Consider the following 17,808-nt stretch of genomic DNA (forward strand, 5'->3'; position numbering starts at 1 on the left):
TTCTTCCGTAAAGAAAAGCAGGACGGAGAAGGAAATCTCCGTCCTGCAGAGTGGGAGGCGTATTCCAATCCTTAGAAAATGATCTTGCCTGCAAGCTGCAGCGAACGTCCATCGGCAGCTGAGCTGATCACACCGAAGGAGGAGCTTGTATTGCATCCACCCGCCCCTGCTGTGGCGCAACCGGCGCTGACACCGTTGCCGTTGACCACGGGGTTGGTAGAAGCACCGAAGCCTGTTCCTGGCATGCCGAAGTTCGGATGGTTCAGGAAGTTAAATGCTTCCGCTCGCAGTTGTAGTTTGAATCGACCATAGATTTCTGTCGTTTTAAAGATGGAAAGATCGAAGTTCTGTGTTCCCGGTCCACGAACATGAGGCAGGGTACGCGGAACATTGCCAAAGGTGTAGTCATCCGGGTTCTGGAAAGCCAATGTGTTGAACCACGCATTGATGCTTTGGTTCTTGTTCACTACGCTCACACCCGGTACGTAGTTCGGACGCGTTGCAGTGCCTTGTGAGTTTGCTCCGGTGATGACGAGCGGTGTACCTGTCTGGAATACACCGATCAGATTGAGCTGGAATCCACCAACCACTCGATTGAGCAAGCCACTATGCAGATCGAAATGCTGGCCCTTACCAAAAGGCAGGTTGTAGAGTGCGCTGATTGTGGCACGCTGTGAAACATCTGACGGATCCAATGAGTATTCTGCTGCACGGTTGTAGGGGTTCTGATAGCCGTTGTTCGATGCCAGGCCATTTAGATACGCCAACGGCGAGTTGACGCTGTCTGTAAGCAGCTTGCCCATGGTGTATCCGAAGAGAACGGTGAGACCGTTCTTTGCCTGCCGCTGCGCCGACAGTTCTAAGTAATCCGCGTGCAGGTTGCCTACATGCGCGTTGTATGTAGAGATGGTGGAGTAGTACGGAAACGGATTGAGCAGCGTCTGACGTGATACCGTTGCAGCTCCGAGTGAACCTGCGAACTTACCGGCATAGGGATTGGCAACCTGCGTTTGCAGATACGTCTTACCCAGATAGAAGTAGCTGGGATTCAGCGAATTGATATTCCATCCGCCTGCGGGAAGATGAACACCGTGGTTGCCAACATACGTAGCCTGTAGCACAACGTCATAAGGAATTTGGCGTTGCACACTCAGTGTGTACTGCTGCGATTGTGGTGATTTCCATGCACCCGGCGTCTGATAGCCCACGGATTGACCCAGGAAGCCGAGCGGGCCGTATGATGCACCACCAGGCTGCAACGGATCGTAGGGGAAACCGTTCTTGAACTGGAACGCAGGTTGGTTGGTGGTCGCGTTGTAGTTTGTGCTGGTGGATGAGAAGCCATTCGTCTGGCCGGTGTAGATGGAGTTGAAGAACAGTGGATAGTAGATTCCAAAGCCGCCGCGCAGGACTGTCTTGCCATCACCCGTAAGCTGATAGGCGAAGCCAAGGCGTGGGCCGAAATCGCGATAGCTCTCCGGCACGAAGTTGCGACCTACACCTGATGTATTCGCATACTGCATGATGCCGGTATAACCGCCAGAGCTGAGTGTTGGATTGAAGTTGCTATAGCCATTGTTCTGCTCGAAAGGCTGCTGTTGAAAGTCATAGCGTAGGCCAAGGTTCAGTGTCAGTCGATCTGACACTGACCAGTCATCCTGAACGAAACCAGACACGCTGAATGATCGGTCTAATTCACCCAAATTTGTAGTGATGCCTGCGGAACTGACAGCACCCGCAAGAAACGTGGCGTACGTATTTCCAGAGTTTGTTGTACCTGCTGCAGCAGCGGCACCGGATGGATCCTGCGTAAGACTTGCTGCAAAGCTGAAGCTACCAGACGGTGTATTGCGCTGCAGGTTCGCACCGGCGTTGTAGCGCCAGTCGAAGCCGAAGCTAAGCGCGTGACGTTGGATAACCTTGCTAACGGTGTCCGTAACTTCAGGCAGTGTGTAAGCACGGTAGCCGATCGTCTGATTCGAGCCCGGCAGTCCGTTGCTCACAGTCGGAATTGCAAAGTTGGGAACGTTGGAGGGAAGACCCAGCTTTTGCGGCCAATTCTGCCCCGCACTCGCTGCCTGGAAAGGGAATTCCTGGCGTTCAATGGAGAGTCGAAGATCGTTAATCAATGACGAAGAGAACACATGCGTGTCGCCAATGAGAAGCTCTTCTGCAGTGTAAGTGTCGTAACGATTAGCCACGATGGGATTCGGATAATACGTGCCGCCACCAGTTCCACCGTTGGTGTAGTTCTGATAGTAAGCAAAGCGCCCAAAGAGCGTGTCCTTCTCGCCTAGGTGGTAATCCACGCGACCCAGCGCGTTGTACATGTGCGATAGTCCCTGCGCATTAAACAGGTAATTGTTCGTGTTTGTACGTTGCTGTGCAACGGTAGCTGGCGTGTTGTTCGGCAGCGGATAGAAGTTGTTTTGATAAGCGACAGCAACCGGATCAAGGTTTGTTATCTGATTATTGGCATAACGCTGACGCGTATAGACCGTGTTGCCACCTGTAGTCGTGGTCGTCGTCGTGTACGGGTTATAAAGCGGAATAAAGTTTCCGTTGGCATCAATCAACTGGCTGAAATCGCCCGCCCGTTGCGCCGCTGTAGGAACGCTGAGAAACTGCGGCGATGCCTGCTTGAATTGGTAGGTTTCAAAGTTCCCAAAGACGTATGCCTTGTCTTTCACAATCGGCGCGCCCATCGAACCACCAAACTGGTTATAGCGCAGCACGGGCTTCGAAACGACGCCTGTACGAGCGAAGTAATTACGCGCGTTGAATACATCGTTGCGCAGGAATTCATAGGCTGAACCGTGAATCGTGTTGGTGCCGCTACGGCTAACCAGATTCACGACACCGCCCAGTGTGAAGCCATACTGAGCAGAGAACACGCCGCTTTGTACCTTAAATTCCTGAATGGCATCTACCGTGGGATTCACCGCGATTTCGCCGGTCGTAGTCGAGAGGTTGCTCTGGCCGTCAAGAATGTATGAGTTCGATCCTGTGGGAGAACCATTGATCGAGATCGCCGACAAGTTGGTGCCACGGTTAGCAAAACCGGACTGCGCCACTGTGGTGTTGATCCGAACACCGGGTGTCAGTGTGGTCAATGCGATGGTGTTACGGCCATTCAGCGGAAGTTCTTCAATGGACTTTTCACCAATCACAGCACCCAATGTTGCGGACGTCGTATCAAGCGCAGCAGCCTGCGTTGCTTCCACAACTACCGTGTCGTTCACACCGCCAACGGTCAGTGTGGCGTCTTCGTCCACGCGCTGACCCACGGTTACGATGATGTGGCTAATGACAGACTTTCCGAAACCCTGTCGTGTGACGGTTACGCGGTAGTTGCTGCCAGGATTAAGTGGCGGCGAGTTGTAAAAACCAGCGTCGTTTGTCGTCAGATGGATAACGTCGTTACGGTCGACGTTCTCAATATCGACGGTAGCGTTGGGAACCACTGCACCGCTGGAATCGTGCACTGTTCCAGAGATGTTGCCCGTTCCCTGCTGTGCATAGAGTGGAAGCGCACACAGGAAAATGGGCGTAGCCAGCACGGCTGTTCGTGCCAGTTGCGTTTGCCTCAAGGACTTCAACATACCTTCACCCCAGGATAGGTCTGTGTTTTTATGTACTGCTACTTACCCAATCCAGAACTCGAAGCTCTGCGGCGGCACCGTAATTACGAGATCCGCGGATACTTTCTTGTTGGAAAGAGAAACGTCACGTGACTGCACGGTGTAACGGTGCCCGCTGAGCTGAGCAGAACGAACTCCATGCAGATGAAACTGGAACGGCGCATTGCCACGATTGGAAAGAGCAATGCCCAATCGACCATCCTTTGAACGCCAGACGAGAATGCGTTGGTCATTGCGGACTTCGCTCTCATCAACAGCAAGCCGCGTAGAGTCCCACGGCAGGTATTTCAAAAATCCCGCGATTGCGTTATAGCTGTGCGGGTTGTAATCCCAATGGCCTGGCTGGATTGTGGGTGCAATGTTGTTTTTCAACTCGCCTTCAGGACGCCAGAAACCCAACGCATATCCCGTGGCTTCTACATTCGAGACAGGCTTCAACGCATGAATCCAGTACCAGACCGGTGAATCCTCAAACGTCATCCAGTTCATCAAGGCCTGCCCGGTGTTCATGAAGTAGCCATCAACCGGCATGCTCTTGTCCCAGGGCTGGTACTCGTATTCGTTTTGGTAAACCGCTTTACCTCCTGCACCTGCGAGATATTTATCGCGCAGTGCGATCTGGTCGTTTGAGTTGTGGCCAATCTGATGCCATGTCCAGGCATCAATCTGTTTCAGCAGTGCTGGGTCCTTACGAATCTCTGCCGCATACGGGCCTGCGGGACCGTCCCAGCTAGGTGCATGAATCTCCACGGTAGGGAACAGCGCATGGACTTTCGGGGCGGTAGCTGTAAGGACGGTGTGATAGTCCTCCGGTGAATAGAAGCAGGTGGAGTACGACTGTCCTTTGTCCGTACCGGCGGCAGCACCGGGCGTTGATTTCAGATGGCCCACTACAGGTTCGTTCTGTAATCCCCATTGGGCTACGCGTAGACCATGAGACTGTAAATAACGAAGATCCTGCACCATTGCATCGCTGAACTGGTCTACGAACTGCGAATCATGTCCGGCAATGGGGCCGCCATAATAGGTTTTGTTCAGCTTCCAATAGGGAGCAGGCGACCAGTACTCCACATCAAAACCCTGGATGCCGGACAAGTCTTGCATCTGTTTCAGGTCCGCCATCTGCCCTGGATAGCGCTCCACGATGTGCTTTTGATCCGCATCCAGACCGCGCAGATATAGCCCCATGGCTAGTCGCGCATAACGGAAGCCATGCAACATTTCTTTCGCAAAACGAACCTTTTCCGCCGGTGTCAGATCGTGTGGAACGGCGATGACTTCCTCGGGCATCCCGGCATTGCCGGATGCGATGGTGTCGCTTTGGATTTCGAATCCCAGTCCACGAATCACCTGGTGCGGCTGGCCATACCGGAGCGTGTAATCGCCTTGATTTTGCGCAACAGCACAGACAGGAATTGCTGCAAAGAGCAGGAGTATCGCGGTGCGGCGGCATTCTTGCCGAACGATTCGAGATGTGATCCGGGAAATTTGAAGTTGCATGGTTAATCGATTAACTAGACGGCGGCGAGATTAGAAAAACTGTGACTGCATTGTCAAGACCTTTTCTCAGGGCACGTCTGTTTTCCCTCGAAAAGGAAACGTATAAGGCGTGAATAGCTGTCAGTACAGGCGAATTTCGTAGATGGCTGCGGACGGATCGCCATGCGTAGCCAGCACTACGACGCGTATGCGATCGGTGTGGAGCGATTCCGTAAAAGCAATCGCATTTCGCCGTTGATAGTTACCGCGAACTTGCGCAACAGTGTGCCAATCTTCACCGTCCTGAATCTGTATGTCGTAATCGCGAATACACTGCGGATCGCGATACATCGGTGCGTAAGCGTGGTATTCGCGCAATAGATGGCCGGGGAAAGTCAGGATTATTTCCGAAACGTTTTGTGGCGTTGTCCAGGCCAGTTCCAACCATTGCGGCAGCGATTGCTGCGGATCCGATCGCCACAAATTCGTGGTGGCATGCGGGCGTGTTACTCCACTCAAAACGTTTGCTGCGGCAAACGATCTCTGCGGTGGTTCCGCCTGCATGGAGAGCGTGACACCGCTTGCATAACGGCGCATCTTGCCCGGCGACATCTCAAACGCAGACACATGGCCCGGTTCCACTGCGCCTGCAACGTGCCATTGCACCTGTGGACTCGGCAATAGATCGACGCGGATATAGCCTGCTTTGGGTAGCTCGACAGCGCTGGGAATCTGCCACTCAATCCACTGTTTCACTCCGGGAGGCACATTGATTTCGCCAGTAGCAATCTCCATGGCACCGTCCACGCGATAGTCCCATATGTGCTGTACGTTCATGAGCCGCACGGAAACAGACTGATGTTCATTGCTTGCATTCGAGAGACAGAAGCGCAGCGCTTGCAATCTTTCTCCACCCAGGGCCAGCCATTGTCCGCGCCTTTGCAGCAACTCCTCACGCAGCGGTACTGCCTGATCACGCCAGAAAGCAAGGCCTTCGTGCACACCAATACTCTCCGGACCAACTCCTGCGAATCTGGCCTCGCTTGATGCAGATACCGTGGCGCTTTGAGCCAGATCGTTTACATCTTCGTTGCGCACATTGGGCAGGAAGCAACCTTCGCGCAAAAGTATTTGCTGCACGCTCTTATATTCCGTCGTCGTAATATCAGCAGGAGACGTCTTTTGTTGAATTGCCAACGCTGCTGTTACACCCGCGGCTTGTCCCATCAGGGCAGTAGTGGCCATCACGCGGACAGTGGCCAATGCGCAATGGGTTGCGCTGATGTTGCGACCCGCCATCATCAGGTTGCGGACATCTTTGGATACAAGGCTCCGCAAAGGGATTCCATAAGGACCGGCATAAGAGCGCGCGGCATACTCGCTCGTTTCGGAGTAACCTTCTGCGCTGGCTGGTTCACTGGTGGGCGCCAACAATCCGCCCGGCGTGTGGATATCAATGAACCATCCACCAAAAGCAATTTCATCTTCATGAACGGTGGATCGGATAGCATCCCATTCGTTCATCAGGTAAAGACCCATGATGCGACGGCTCTCCCGTTTTCCCGGGACCTGACCAATCCAGTCCAGCGCCCAGTTTTCCGCCAACTTCATCGTCTTCGGATCGCGATTCTTAATCCAATCCCACACCCCAAGCGTGTGTCGTGTCAGTTCATGACGAATCGCTTCTGCCTGATGGATCGTGTCGTACGGCACACCAATTTCAATCCACCAATAGCCGCCACGGATCTCTTTGGGAAGACGGCCCTGGTCATAGAAGAAGCGCGCATCGTCATAATGAATGGCCCATTCCGGTCGCTTAAAGGGAACAGGGCGTCCCATATCTCGTGCGCGGAAGTGGATGGAGTTGCCCATGATGTCGCCGTTGGCCACGGCAGGAGCGTGTGGTTCATTGAACTCCGCTTTGCCTTCGCTGCCCATGCGCCATTCGCAGCCTGCTTCAGCCGCCACCAAGCCATCACCGGTGCAATCGATGAAGACTTTCGCTTCCAGCTTTAGATCCACTTCCGCATTGCCAATGCGGCAGCGCACAGCGTTTAGCGTGCTACCGTTCATCTCAACGCCAAGCACTGTGGTGTTGAGATGAAGCGTCAGGTTTGGTGTACGCTGCACCAGGTCATACTGCACCATGTCCCACACGGAGTTGGTCCAGCCGTTTTCGAAAATCTCCTCATGGTTTTGCGCACGTTCTTCAATCAAGAGCTCTGAGAGGATGCCGGTTTCGCGAGCATATGCGTGAAATGCGGCAGCGCCATGAGGTGTAACACGGACTTCAGAAGAGCTGTTGCCGCCAAGAACCGGTCTATCTTGTACAAGGCATGTTGCCGCTCCGCCGCGTGCTGCCGCAATGGCAGCGCAAACACCTGCAAGGCCGCCACCGCACACCACCACATCGTATTGTTCTGTTTGTTGCTTCATCCCCGTCCTCCTGCAACTGCACGCGATCCAATGCGCCACCACAACAGCAGGGCAGCTAGAGGATGCAGCATGCACAACCCGTAAAACACAGGCGCATAGCCGTGTGTCTGAATACTGGAACCAATGACCGCAGCTGTTATTAACCCGCCGACTGCACTTGCGGAACCGACCATTCCTTGCACTGTGGTTGCCATGGAGCGCGGAAACAGATCCAGCGTCATCACGGTGGCATTTGTCATCCACGCCATGTGGCATAGTGCCAGCACGCTGAGAACGGCGATGGCGACAGCGATGCTATGGAGATGTGGCACGGTGCAAAGTGCAAACATGCATGCGGATACGGGCAACATGATTGCAAAGCGCGCACGCAATGTACCCAAACGCGGCACTAGTTTGCCTGAGAAAAACCCACCTAGCAAAGAGCCGATGTCTGCGGCCACATAAAGAACCCAAAGCGTCGTGCCCACTGTTTTTAATGTGAGGCCATGTGCATCCTGCATGTACTTCACAGACCAGAACAGAAAGAAGTACCAGACGCTATCTGTCATGGTGCGCGTGATGAGCAGAACGGCGATGTGGGGTTGATGCAATACCGTGCTCCACGGTACCGACGGTGTGCGCCCACGCTGCACTTCAGGATCGCGGTACAACAGCATCCAGACCGCTGCCAATACTGCACCGATCGCTCCGGTGACGAAGAATGCAGAGCGCCATCCGAACGCTGTTGCAAGGCCTGCAGCAATCGGCACAGCGATAGCCGCGCCCAGTGTTCCGCCCATGCTGTAAATGCCCACAGCAATGGAGCGTTCGCGTTCGTTAAACCAATCGCCGGAGGCGCGAAGGGAAGCGGTGTAATTGCCCGGTTCTGCCGCACCAAGAGCGAAACGGCTTGTGGTCAGCGAAAAGAAGCCATGCGCCAATCCCGTGCATGCATCGGCCACAGACCAGACCAGCAGAAACACTCCTTGTGTCCAGCGGGCGCCGAAGCGGTCTACCAACCGTCCGGAAAGCGTGTACATCACCATGTAAGCCAGCAGGAAAGCCTGCACAACATGGCCATAATCCACGTCGGTCAGATGCAGATCGTGCTGCATCGTTACTGCGAGTACCGACAGTGTCTGTCGGTCAATGTAATTCACAACGGAGGCTAGCAATAGCAGTCCCGCATAAAGCCATCGCCGCGGGCTAACATGTGCAGCGTGAAGCGTCGTCTCGCTTCCATTCGCAATGGCCACCTCGCCTGTGATGAGCGGCGAGATGCTGGCAAGCGGATCGGACGAAATTTGGGCGCTCATATTAGGTTAATCGTTTAACGTCGATTAACCTAACAAGCCCTTTCCTCTCGTGTCAAACATTTTCTTCCTGAGTTCTGCTAGGTGGTGTTTCCGGCAGAAAAAGTGAAGGGGAGCAGAACCCGTTGTGGTGGCCGCTCAGGCTTTTCAATAGCGTCAATCACCATGTCGGCTGCAAGCTGTCCCATTTCAAAAACAGGGATAAAGAAAGCCGTTGGGCGTGGCCGCAAACCGCCTGCATTTGCGGAGTTCGCACGAGCCAGAATGGCCACGTCACCGGGCGCGGACAGGCGTCGGGCTTCGATGTAGTCGTACACGTGCACCAGCAGCGTATCGTCTGCGGCAAAGATCGCGGTGGGGCGATCCTTTTTGCGGGCGAACCAGCCGTCCATAATGCTGAAAGCCTGTGTCTGGTCGTAATGCGTGCAGCCAATATGTTCCGGTTTCAATTCAAGACCGAAGTCAATCATGGCTCTGCGCAATCCCTGCAATAAGTGAATGTGCGTCGGCAGCGTGCTTTCGCCGCTAAGGAACGCAATGCGTTTGTGGCCACGCTGCACCAGATAACGAATTGCGGCTTCGCCGATTGCAGCATCGTCCACGCCCACATAGTTCACCGGCGCGCGCCCGTAGTAGCTGTTCATCATGGCGAAGCGGATCTTCGCTTCATTCAATTCGTGGATGGTTTCATTGATGTCGCGTGCAGAGCAGGAACGTGTGTTGATAAAGAGAAGGCCATCAGTAAAACGGCTCTCCAATATCTGATCGCGCGTAGTGCGTCCCGGTCGTCCCGAAGGTGAAAAGACCAGCAGGTTATAGCCTCGCTTCATCAGGGTGGATTGGATGCCCGAAAGCGCCTGAGCTATGAACTGGTTGAAGAAGATCGGGTCGCGCATGGGGACAACAAGCCCCAGCAGGCGGCTACGCTTCTCTGCCAGTGCCTTTGCCAATTCATTTGGAGAATAGGCGAGCTCCTCAGCAATTTTGTAAATCAGGTCACGCTTTGCCGCACTTACACGCGTGGTGTTGCGGTCGTTCAGTGCAATGGAGACTGCTGCAATGGATACACCAGCGCGTTTGGCGATATCACTTAGCCGGGAAGCTGCCATGGAGCCAATCCTATCGCACTCCTGGATGGAATGAACAACGGCAAAACGCCCGATCCTTAGCCAATACGGGTAAAGGATCGGGCGTCTTGTGTCGGTACTTTGTAGGACTTACTTTATGCAAGGTCGAAGCGGTCAAGGTTCATCACCTTGGTCCAGGCCGCGACGAAGTCCTTCACAAACTTCTCGTGCGCATCGGAGGAACCATACAGTTCTGCCAGTGCACGAAGTTGTGAGTTGGAACCGAAGATCAGGTCTGCGCGAGTTGCAGTCCACTTCGGTGTGCCAGTCTTGCGATCGCGAATCTCAAACAACTCGCCATCGCTCGACGTCGATTTCCATTCATTATTCATGTCCAGCAGATTCACGAAGAAATCGTTTGTCAGCGATTCGGTCTGCAATGTGAACACACCATGCTTTGTGCCGCCATAGTTTGCGTTCAGCCCACGCATACCACCTACCAGTACCGTCATCTCTGGCGCGGTGAGTGTCAGCAGCTGCGCCTTATCCAGAAACAGCGCTTCGGAAGGAATGCTGTATTTGCCCTTCACATAGTTACGGAAACCGTCGGCGACAGGCTCCAGCACACGGAAAGATTCAATGTCCGTCTTCTCCTGCGTAGTGTCCATGCGTCCCGGAGTGAAGGGGACAGTGATGTCGAAACCAGCGTTCTTCGCGCCTTTTTCCACGCCTACGCTTCCAGCAAGCACAATCAGGTCAGCCAGTGAAATCTTCTTGCCGTCTGTCAGCTTGCCATTGAAGTCATTCTGAATGCCTTCCAATACACCAAGTACCTTGGCAAGCTGTGCGGGCTGATTCACTTCCCAGTTCTTCTGCGGCTCAAGGCGAATGCGCGCACCATTTGCCCCGCCTCGCTTGTCGGAACCGCGGAAGGAAGAAGCAGACGACCATGCGGTGTACACCAGTTCTGAAACTGTGAGACCTGAAGCGGCGATCGCCTTCTTGATTTCGGCAATATCGTTCTCGTCTACAGTCTTGTGATCCAGGGCCGGAATCGGATCCTGCCAGATCAACTCTTCTGCAGGAACGTCCGGTCCCAGATAGCGCGACTTCGGTCCCATGTCACGATGTGTCAGCTTGAACCATGCGCGTGCAAAAGCATCCGCAAGCTTGTCAGGGTTCTGGTAGTAGTCGCGCGAAATCTTTTCGTAGATGGGATCGAAACGCAGCGCCAGATCCGACGTCAACATGCGCGGCTCAATCTTCTTCGACGCATCATAGGCATGCGGCACGGTACCTGCGCCGCCGTTGTTCTTTGGCTTCCATTGATGAGCGCCTGCAGGGCTCTTGGTCAGCTCCCACTCATACTCAAACAGGTGCGTGAAAAAGTCATTGCTCCACTGCGTCGGCTTGGTGGTCCAGGTCACTTCCAGTCCGCTGGTAATAGCGTCTGCACCTTTGCCAGACCCGAATTTGTTATGCCAGCCAAGCCCCTGCATTTCCAGCGGAGCAGCCTCAGGTTCCGGGCCAACGTTGTCTGCGGGACCGGCGCCATGCGTTTTGCCGAAGGTGTGACCACCGGCAATCAGCGCGACGGTTTCTTCATCGTTCATGTGCATGCGGCCAAACGTTTCGCGAATGTCATGCGCAGAAGCGATTGGGTCGGGGTTGCCATCTGGACCTTCCGGGTTCACATAGATCAAACCCATCTGTACAGCTGCAAGCGGATTCTCCAGCAGTCGCTGGTTTGTGCCTTCTGCCGTGCGGTCCGTCTCTGTCTGGTGGATCGGCGCATCTGCCGGCAGTGTCGCGTGGCCACCCTTACCATAACGATGATCGCCGCCAAGCCACGTGGTTTCGGTGCCCCAATAAACGTCCTGCGCAGGCTCCCACACGTCTTCACGTCCACCAGCGAAACCGAAGGTCTTAAAGCCCATGGACTCCAGCGCAACGTTGCCAGTAAGGATGAGCAAATCTGCCCATGAGAGCTTATTACCGTACTTCTGCTTCACCGGCCAAAGGAGACGACGTGCCTTATCCAGGCTTACGTTATCCGGCCAGCTATTCAGCGGAGCAAAGCGCTGCAGACCTTGTCCAGCACCGCCGCGGCCATCGCCCATGCGATAGGTGCCTGCGCTATGCCACGCCATGCGGATGAACAGCGGACCGTAGTGGCCGAAATCGGCGGGCCACCAGTCCTGCGAGGTGGTCATGACCGCGTGCAGATCCTTCTTCACAGCTTCCAGATCAAGGCTGTTGAAAGCGGCTTTGTAGTCAAAGTCCGTGCCCATGGGATTGGACAGTTCGGAGTGTTGATGGAGGATGCCAAGCTTCAGCGCATTGGGCCACCACTGCTGGTTAGATGTGCCTTCGCCTGCGGCATGGTTGCTGGGGGCGCCTGCGCCGGGCTGATGAAACGGGCACTTCGATTCGCTGGACATATGTTTCTCCTTCTCTTGCTTCAAGACCGCATGCCTTGCAAGGTCTGGCTGCACCATCGCACGGCATTGTGAATTGTCTGTAACGGTGGAAAGTCACACCGGTTGGGCGAGATTGAATGTAGCACCGGGAGAATGGATAGGGGAAATATATAATTACCATGCGAGGCATAGAAGAAAACTATGGAAATCCAGCAGCTGCGATACGCCTGTGCTGTTGCAGAAACAGGCAGCTTTAGCCGTGCTGCGGAGGCATGCCATATTGCGCAACCGTCACTCTCGCAGCAGATTCAAAAATTGGAAGAAGATTTAGGCGCCAGACTGTTTGATCGCCTTGGCCGCCGCGTACGACTTACCGAAGCAGGGCAAGCATTTCTACCGCATGCGCGAACGATTCTGTCGCAGCTTGACGCGGCACGTAACAGCGTCGCGGAGACATCCGCTGATACGCAGGGTAAGATCACGGTCGGCGTCATTCCCACCATTGCTCCGTATCGAATGCCGGGATACACGTCAAACTTTACGCGAAAGTTTCCGGCAGCAAAGCTACGCATCGTGGAAGAAACAACACCGGTGTTGATCGATGGATTGCGCGATCTCTCCATTGACATTGCGATCCTTGCATTGCCCCTTCGTCATAAGGATCTGGAGACGTACACACTCCACACGGAACCGCTCTTTGCTGCGCTACCAAAGGCTCATTCTCTTGCGCGAAAAAAGACACTCACAATGAAAGAGCTTCGCGGTGAGTCGTTTGTCATGCTGCGCGATGGGCACTGTTTCCGCGATCTAACTATCGCTGCCTGCACACACGCACGTATTACGCCGAACATTGCGTTTGAAAGCGGCCAGTTCAGCAGCCTGCTGGGCATGGTGGCCGCAGGCATCGGTGTGTCTATCGTGCCGGAAATGGCGATGGATACCAGTACCGCATGTCACTACGCCAGGATCATGGACCCAAGGGCTTCTCGCACCATTGTGGCGGCGGTACTGCGCGGACGCAGCTTTAGCCATGTGCAACGAGCATTTCTTGCTGGCATGGCACGGTTATCTTCGCAAGGGAAGAAGGCGACTTCGCAGTCTTTTAGTGAAGCGCCTTAACTGTCAGCATTCTGTCCAGATGAACGTAGCCGCCGTCTACGTGAATATGCTGTCCCGTTGTATGGCTTGACTGTGTGGGCGATAGCAGAAAAACCGCGGTCGATGCGATCTCTTCCACGCGCGTCATACGATGCTCCAGTGGTACTTGCGCTGCAATATGTGCGACCGTTCCATCAGGATCGGCAAGCGTGCGCAGCCACTTTGTGTATTGCGGTGTCATGACTTCTGCCGGAATGATGCAATTCACGCGCACGCTGAAAGGGAGTAGTTCCGCCGCCCATTCGCGCGTCAGCGCCAGCAATGCACCCTTCGATGCGGCATAGCCTGACGTGCCTCCCTGTCCAGTCACGGCAACTTTGCTGGCAACATTCAGAATGGAACCTCGGCTGGCCTTGAGCAGCGGTACAGCATGGTGAGCAAGCGCATAACAGTGCAGCACATTCACTGACAAGCTCCGCTGGAAGCCGTCAACCGTACCGTGTTCCAGTCCCACACCGTCGTTAAAACCAGCGTTGTTTACCAGCGCATCCAGACGTCCATAGTGCTCTTGGACATATTCCACCGCGCTGCGACAGTGTTCTGGATCATCTAGCTCAGTTACGCGAAGTTCACAGGGGAGATGGTGTTCTTTCATCTCCTGCATGAACTCTTCAACACCTTCTGAGATGCGGCTAAGTACGAGTACCCGCGCGCCCTCTGCAAGACAGGCACGCGTAATGGCCTGGCCAATGCCGCTGGCACCGCCCGTGACAAGAATGACGTGATCCTTCAGCCCAAGATCCATTGCATGTACTCGTAAATCAGCCGTTATCTATCGCAGGTTGGTAAAGCCGCCATCAATCAGAACATCGGTTCCGGTGATGAAGCTGGATGCATCGGCGCAGAGAAAGAGCGCCAATTGCGCAATCTCCTGAGGTGTTCCCATGCGGCCAATTGGCTGCGCGGCGGAGAGTGTCTTCATCATCTCTTCTTCGCGACCGGGATAGTTCTTTGCCAGGAAGCCATCAACGAACGGTGTGTGGACTCGCGCAGGAGAAATGCAGTTGATGCGTAATCCAAGCGACAGGCAATCCTTCGCTGCAGACAGCGTCATGGAAAGCACAGCACCTTTCGTCATGGAATACGCAAAGCGGTCCTTGATGCCGGACGTTGCGGCGATGGATGCCATGTTCAGAATGACGCCTGCGCGGCGCGGCTCCATGTTGCGAACGGCAGCCTGCATACACAGGTAGGTGCCACGTACATTTACACGGAACAGGCGATCAAAATCATCTGCAGATGTATCCACAACTGTGCCGATGTGCGCAATGCCAGCACTGTTCACCACCACATCTAACTCGCCCGCCTGCGCAAAGGCAGCAGTGACGCTCGCATCATCGGAAACATCGCATGCAATTGCCCGGCATGTTGCCTTCGTCTCTTTCGCAATGTTCTCTGAAGTTGCTGTGACCGTATCCTGATTCAGATCCAGCAAAATGACTTCCGCACCTGCGGCTGCAAATGCTTCTGCAATCGCCCTGCCGATGCCGCTTGCTGCGCCTGTAACCAGCGCACGCTTTCCCTGCAATGTCATCTATCTCTCCTTGCGTCTCTTAGGCGGTAGGGGCAGAAGCCCAGTACGTTCCCTGCGGAAAGGCATACTCTTCCAGCGATTCCTTGCGGATTTCAATGCTGTATCCCGCCGCTTCCGGCAGCATATAGCGGCCTTTTTCAATACGAGTGGGAACAAGGAAATGCTCGTGCAGGTGATCGACGAACTCCACCACGCGATCCTGCAGTGATGCCGATGCCCAGATGTAATCAAACGCGGCCAGATGTTGCACGTATTCGCAGAGACCAACGCCACCGGCATGTGGGCATACCGGGATGCCAAACTTCGCCGCCATCAGAATGATCGCGAGGTTTTCATTCACGCCTGCAACGCGGCAGCTATCAATCTGGCATACATCAATGGAGCCAGCTTGCATCAATTGTTTGAACATCACCTTGCTGTGGCAGTGTTCACCCGTGGCAGTGCGGACGCCTGTTTCGCGGCGAATGCGTGCATGGCCTAGGATGTCATCCGGACTCGTGGGTTCTTCCATCCACCACGGCTGCAGCGGCTTCAACGCAGTAGTGCGGTCAATCGCTTCCAGCACGCCCCACTTCTGATTCGCGTCCACCATCAGCTTGTTGTCCCAGCCAATTTCTTCACGTACCAGCAGGCCGCGACGAAGATCATCCGCAGGATCACCGCCTACCTTCAGCTTGAAGTGTGTCCAGCCTTCAGCAAGGGCTTCCTTGCAAAGTCTGCGAATCTTCTCATCGCTAAAGCCAAACCAGCCAACACTGGTGGTGTAAGCAGGCAGACCTTTTTCGCGCAAGAAAGCAATACGCTCTGCGCGCGTCGGCTCATTGCGACGAAGAATAGCGAGCGCTTCTTCCGGTGACAGAGCATCGTCGATATAGCGGAAGTCAATGCACTGCACAAGCTGCTCCGGTGTCATCTCCGCCAGCAGCAGCCACACCGGCTTGTTCTCCACGCGTGCCCAAAGATCCCACACCGCATTCACCAGCGCAGCAGCGGCCAGATGAATGACGCCTTTTTCCGGTCCCAGCCAGCGGAATTGTGTATCGCCTGTCAGTTCGCGTGCGAACGCACCCATGTTGGAGGTAATTTCTTCCAGCGTGCGTCCCACGATGAAACGTGAAAGAAACTCAATCGCCATCACGCATAGCTCTGTGCCGCGGCCCAGTGTGAAAGTAAGTCCATGCCCTTCCACGCCACTGTCTGTCTCCAGAACGCAATAGGCAGCGGAGTAATCAGGGTCTTTGTTCACGGCATCGGACCCGATGCTGAAGCGTGAGGTGGGGAATCGCAGATCGACTGTGCGACAACGCGTAATCCTGGGTGATGCGGCCATTACCAAGTTCTCTCCGACAGAAGCTTTGAGTGAAAGTATATGCAACCGGCACCGCGAAGTACTCACACCTCAAAGGTGGAGAGCGCTTCGCGATGCCGGTTGTAACGAGTCATAAAGAGTGCAAACGCAAGCGCAACGACGTAGCCCACAAGTGGAACCAGATAGCTGAGCGCGGTGGAATGCAGATGTTCGGCGAGGAGGCCCATGATGGGCGGCATTACGGCACCGCCAACAATCATCATCACCAACAGCGATGCGGCAACATTTGTGTTGGGACCAAGATCCTTCAAGCCGAGGCTGAAGATGGTGGGGAACATCAGCGACATAAAGAAGCTGGTGGCCAGAACGGCGGACAATCCTGCCCAGCCCGGTAGGAAAATTGCTGTGATCAGAAGTGCGATGTTGCACCCTGCATAGATCGCCATGAGACGGCTGGGAAGGATGCTGCGCATCAGGTACGACGACAGAACGCGGCCCAGTGCGAAGGCGATCAATGTTCCCGTTAGCATCCATCCTGCGGTGCGTTCGGCGGCGTGAACGTAGTCATGCGCGTATTGGATGACGTAGCTCCATGATCCCACCTGCGCGCCCACATACATGAATTGCGCCAGCAACGAGAAGAGGAAATGCTTTTCGCGCAGCAGTTCCGAGGGCTTTCCTGCTACCTCTGCGGTGTGTTCACGCTGTGTAATGAACGCAGGAAATTTCGTGACAGCAATTAGTCCGGCCCACACCAGTGCAAGTATTCCCAGCACAACATAAGGTGCGGCAATGCGAAGCGTCTCCTTGTGCAGATATTCCGCATACGTTCCGGCGGCCTGCATCGCGCTACGTTGTTGCGGTGTAAGTTCTACACCCGAGAAGATGAACAGATTGCCTGCAACCACACCAAGGATGGAGCCGAGTGAATTGCATGTCTGCGCAATGTTCAATCTGCGTTCGGATGTAGCCGTTGGTCCTAACTGCACCATGAACGGATTCGCTGCTGTCTCAAGAAACGAAAGTCCCATGGCAATGACAAACAGCGCGGCGAGAAAGTAACTGTACTGCCCGGAATTTGCAGCGAAAGGAAAGCTCAGGCACCCAGTCGCGAACAAGCAAAGGCCGGTAAGAAAGCCAGCCTTGTAACCCTTGCGACGCATGAGGATGCCAGCAGGCAGCGCGAGCAGGAAGTAACCCAAATAGAAAGCAAACTGCACCAGTCCCGCTTGAAACCGGTTCAGTTCAAAGCTCTTCATGAACTGGCGAATCAGAACATCGTTCAGATTGTTAGGAATGCCCCACAGCAAAAAGACAAACGCAACCAGCAGAAACGTGCGCATAACGCCTGCTGGCAGCAGCGGTGCGCCGCTGGAGTTGTCCTGCCGAGATTCGGGAAGCTGACTTGCAAACGCCATGGTTTCTCCCTGGAAATAATCAACGGTGCAGCGTGTTACTTCGCGTGAAGGTTT

General features: G+C 54.6%; 11 protein-coding genes. 1 reads left to right on the forward strand and 10 read right to left on the reverse strand.

The genetic code is table 11. The features are described 5' to 3' along the window. Positions 1-71 precede the first annotated feature (71 nt). The 6 genes from JAO32_RS00790 to katG form a co-directional block, all read right to left on the reverse strand. Positions 72-3,602, reverse strand: a complete 3,531-nt coding sequence (locus tag JAO32_RS00790; protein WP_334236641.1) for a TonB-dependent receptor — start codon at positions 3,600-3,602, stop codon at positions 72-74. A gap of 42 nt (positions 3,603-3,644) precedes the next feature. Next, positions 3,645-4,991 carry a hypothetical protein gene (locus tag JAO32_RS00795; RefSeq protein WP_334236642.1) on the reverse strand — a complete coding sequence of 449 codons (1,347 nt, stop codon included), beginning with the start codon at positions 4,989-4,991 and terminating at the stop codon, positions 3,645-3,647. A gap of 270 nt (positions 4,992-5,261) precedes the next feature. Then, complete coding sequence (locus tag JAO32_RS00800; protein WP_334236643.1) at positions 5,262-7,556, reverse strand: FAD-dependent oxidoreductase; 2,295 nt, start codon at positions 7,554-7,556, stop codon at positions 5,262-5,264. Beyond that, entirely contained in the window at positions 7,553-8,851 is a 1,299-nt protein-coding gene (locus JAO32_RS00805; protein ID WP_334236644.1) for an MFS transporter, read from the reverse strand. Before JAO32_RS00805 ends, JAO32_RS00800 begins: the two co-directional genes overlap by 4 nt. Before the next feature lie 77 nt (positions 8,852-8,928). Then, complete coding sequence (locus JAO32_RS00810) at positions 8,929-9,957, reverse strand: LacI family DNA-binding transcriptional regulator (RefSeq protein ID WP_334236645.1); 1,029 nt, start codon at positions 9,955-9,957, stop codon at positions 8,929-8,931. A gap of 113 nt (positions 9,958-10,070) precedes the next feature. Continuing rightward, a complete protein-coding gene (gene katG / locus JAO32_RS00815; RefSeq protein WP_334236646.1) occupies positions 10,071-12,356 on the reverse strand; it encodes a catalase/peroxidase HPI in 2,286 nt (761 codons plus the stop codon). A gap of 180 nt (positions 12,357-12,536) precedes the next feature. Here katG and JAO32_RS00820 point away from each other — a divergent pair, with 180 nt between their 5' ends. After that, positions 12,537-13,454 (forward strand): LysR family transcriptional regulator, encoded by a 918-nt coding sequence (locus JAO32_RS00820; protein ID WP_334236647.1) that lies wholly within the window; start codon positions 12,537-12,539, stop codon positions 13,452-13,454. Here the strand turns inward: JAO32_RS00820 and JAO32_RS00825 are convergent. The 4 genes from JAO32_RS00825 to fucP form a co-directional block, all read right to left on the reverse strand. Next, positions 13,438-14,238 (reverse strand): SDR family oxidoreductase, encoded by an 801-nt coding sequence (locus JAO32_RS00825; protein WP_334236648.1) that lies wholly within the window; start codon positions 14,236-14,238, stop codon positions 13,438-13,440. The two genes, JAO32_RS00820 and JAO32_RS00825, sit on opposite strands and share 17 nt — an antisense overlap. A 27-nt stretch (positions 14,239-14,265) precedes the next feature. Beyond that, the gene (locus JAO32_RS00830; RefSeq protein ID WP_334236649.1) at positions 14,266-15,027 is read right to left on the reverse strand and encodes an SDR family NAD(P)-dependent oxidoreductase; all 762 of its coding nucleotides are present in this window, start codon (positions 15,025-15,027) and stop codon (positions 14,266-14,268) included. A gap of 19 nt (positions 15,028-15,046) precedes the next feature. Continuing rightward, entirely contained in the window at positions 15,047-16,357 is a 1,311-nt protein-coding gene (locus JAO32_RS00835) for an enolase C-terminal domain-like protein (protein ID WP_334236650.1), read from the reverse strand. Positions 16,358-16,419: 62 nt separating this feature from the next. Beyond that, the gene (fucP, locus tag JAO32_RS00840; protein ID WP_334236651.1) at positions 16,420-17,754 is read right to left on the reverse strand and encodes an L-fucose:H+ symporter permease; all 1,335 of its coding nucleotides are present in this window, start codon (positions 17,752-17,754) and stop codon (positions 16,420-16,422) included. Positions 17,755-17,808: the final 54 nt, after the last annotated feature.

Origin of the sequence: Terriglobus sp. ADX1, assembly GCF_036877645.1 — a bacterium.
Taxonomy (GTDB): Bacteria; Acidobacteriota; Terriglobia; order Terriglobales; family Acidobacteriaceae; genus Terriglobus.

Excerpts from the sequence above, each read along its gene's own strand:
- fucP (WP_334236651.1), bottom strand. The coding sequence starts at position 17,754 with ATGGCGTTTGCAAGTCAGCTTCCCGAATCTCGGCAGGACAACTCCAGC.
- JAO32_RS00830 (WP_334236649.1), bottom strand. The coding sequence starts at position 15,027 with ATGACATTGCAGGGAAAGCGTGCGCTGGTTACAGGCGCAGCAAGCGGC.
- JAO32_RS00800 (WP_334236643.1), bottom strand. The coding sequence starts at position 7,556 with ATGAAGCAACAAACAGAACAATACGATGTGGTGGTGTGCGGTGGCGGC.
- JAO32_RS00810 (WP_334236645.1), bottom strand. The coding sequence starts at position 9,957 with ATGGCAGCTTCCCGGCTAAGTGATATCGCCAAACGCGCTGGTGTATCC.
- JAO32_RS00835 (WP_334236650.1), bottom strand. The coding sequence starts at position 16,357 with ATGGCCGCATCACCCAGGATTACGCGTTGTCGCACAGTCGATCTGCGA.
- katG (WP_334236646.1), bottom strand. The coding sequence starts at position 12,356 with ATGTCCAGCGAATCGAAGTGCCCGTTTCATCAGCCCGGCGCAGGCGCC.
- JAO32_RS00790 (WP_334236641.1), bottom strand. The coding sequence starts at position 3,602 with ATGTTGAAGTCCTTGAGGCAAACGCAACTGGCACGAACAGCCGTGCTG.
- JAO32_RS00805 (WP_334236644.1), bottom strand. The coding sequence starts at position 8,851 with ATGAGCGCCCAAATTTCGTCCGATCCGCTTGCCAGCATCTCGCCGCTC.
- JAO32_RS00825 (WP_334236648.1), bottom strand. The coding sequence starts at position 14,238 with ATGGATCTTGGGCTGAAGGATCACGTCATTCTTGTCACGGGCGGTGCC.
- JAO32_RS00820 (WP_334236647.1), top strand. The coding sequence starts at position 12,537 with ATGGAAATCCAGCAGCTGCGATACGCCTGTGCTGTTGCAGAAACAGGC.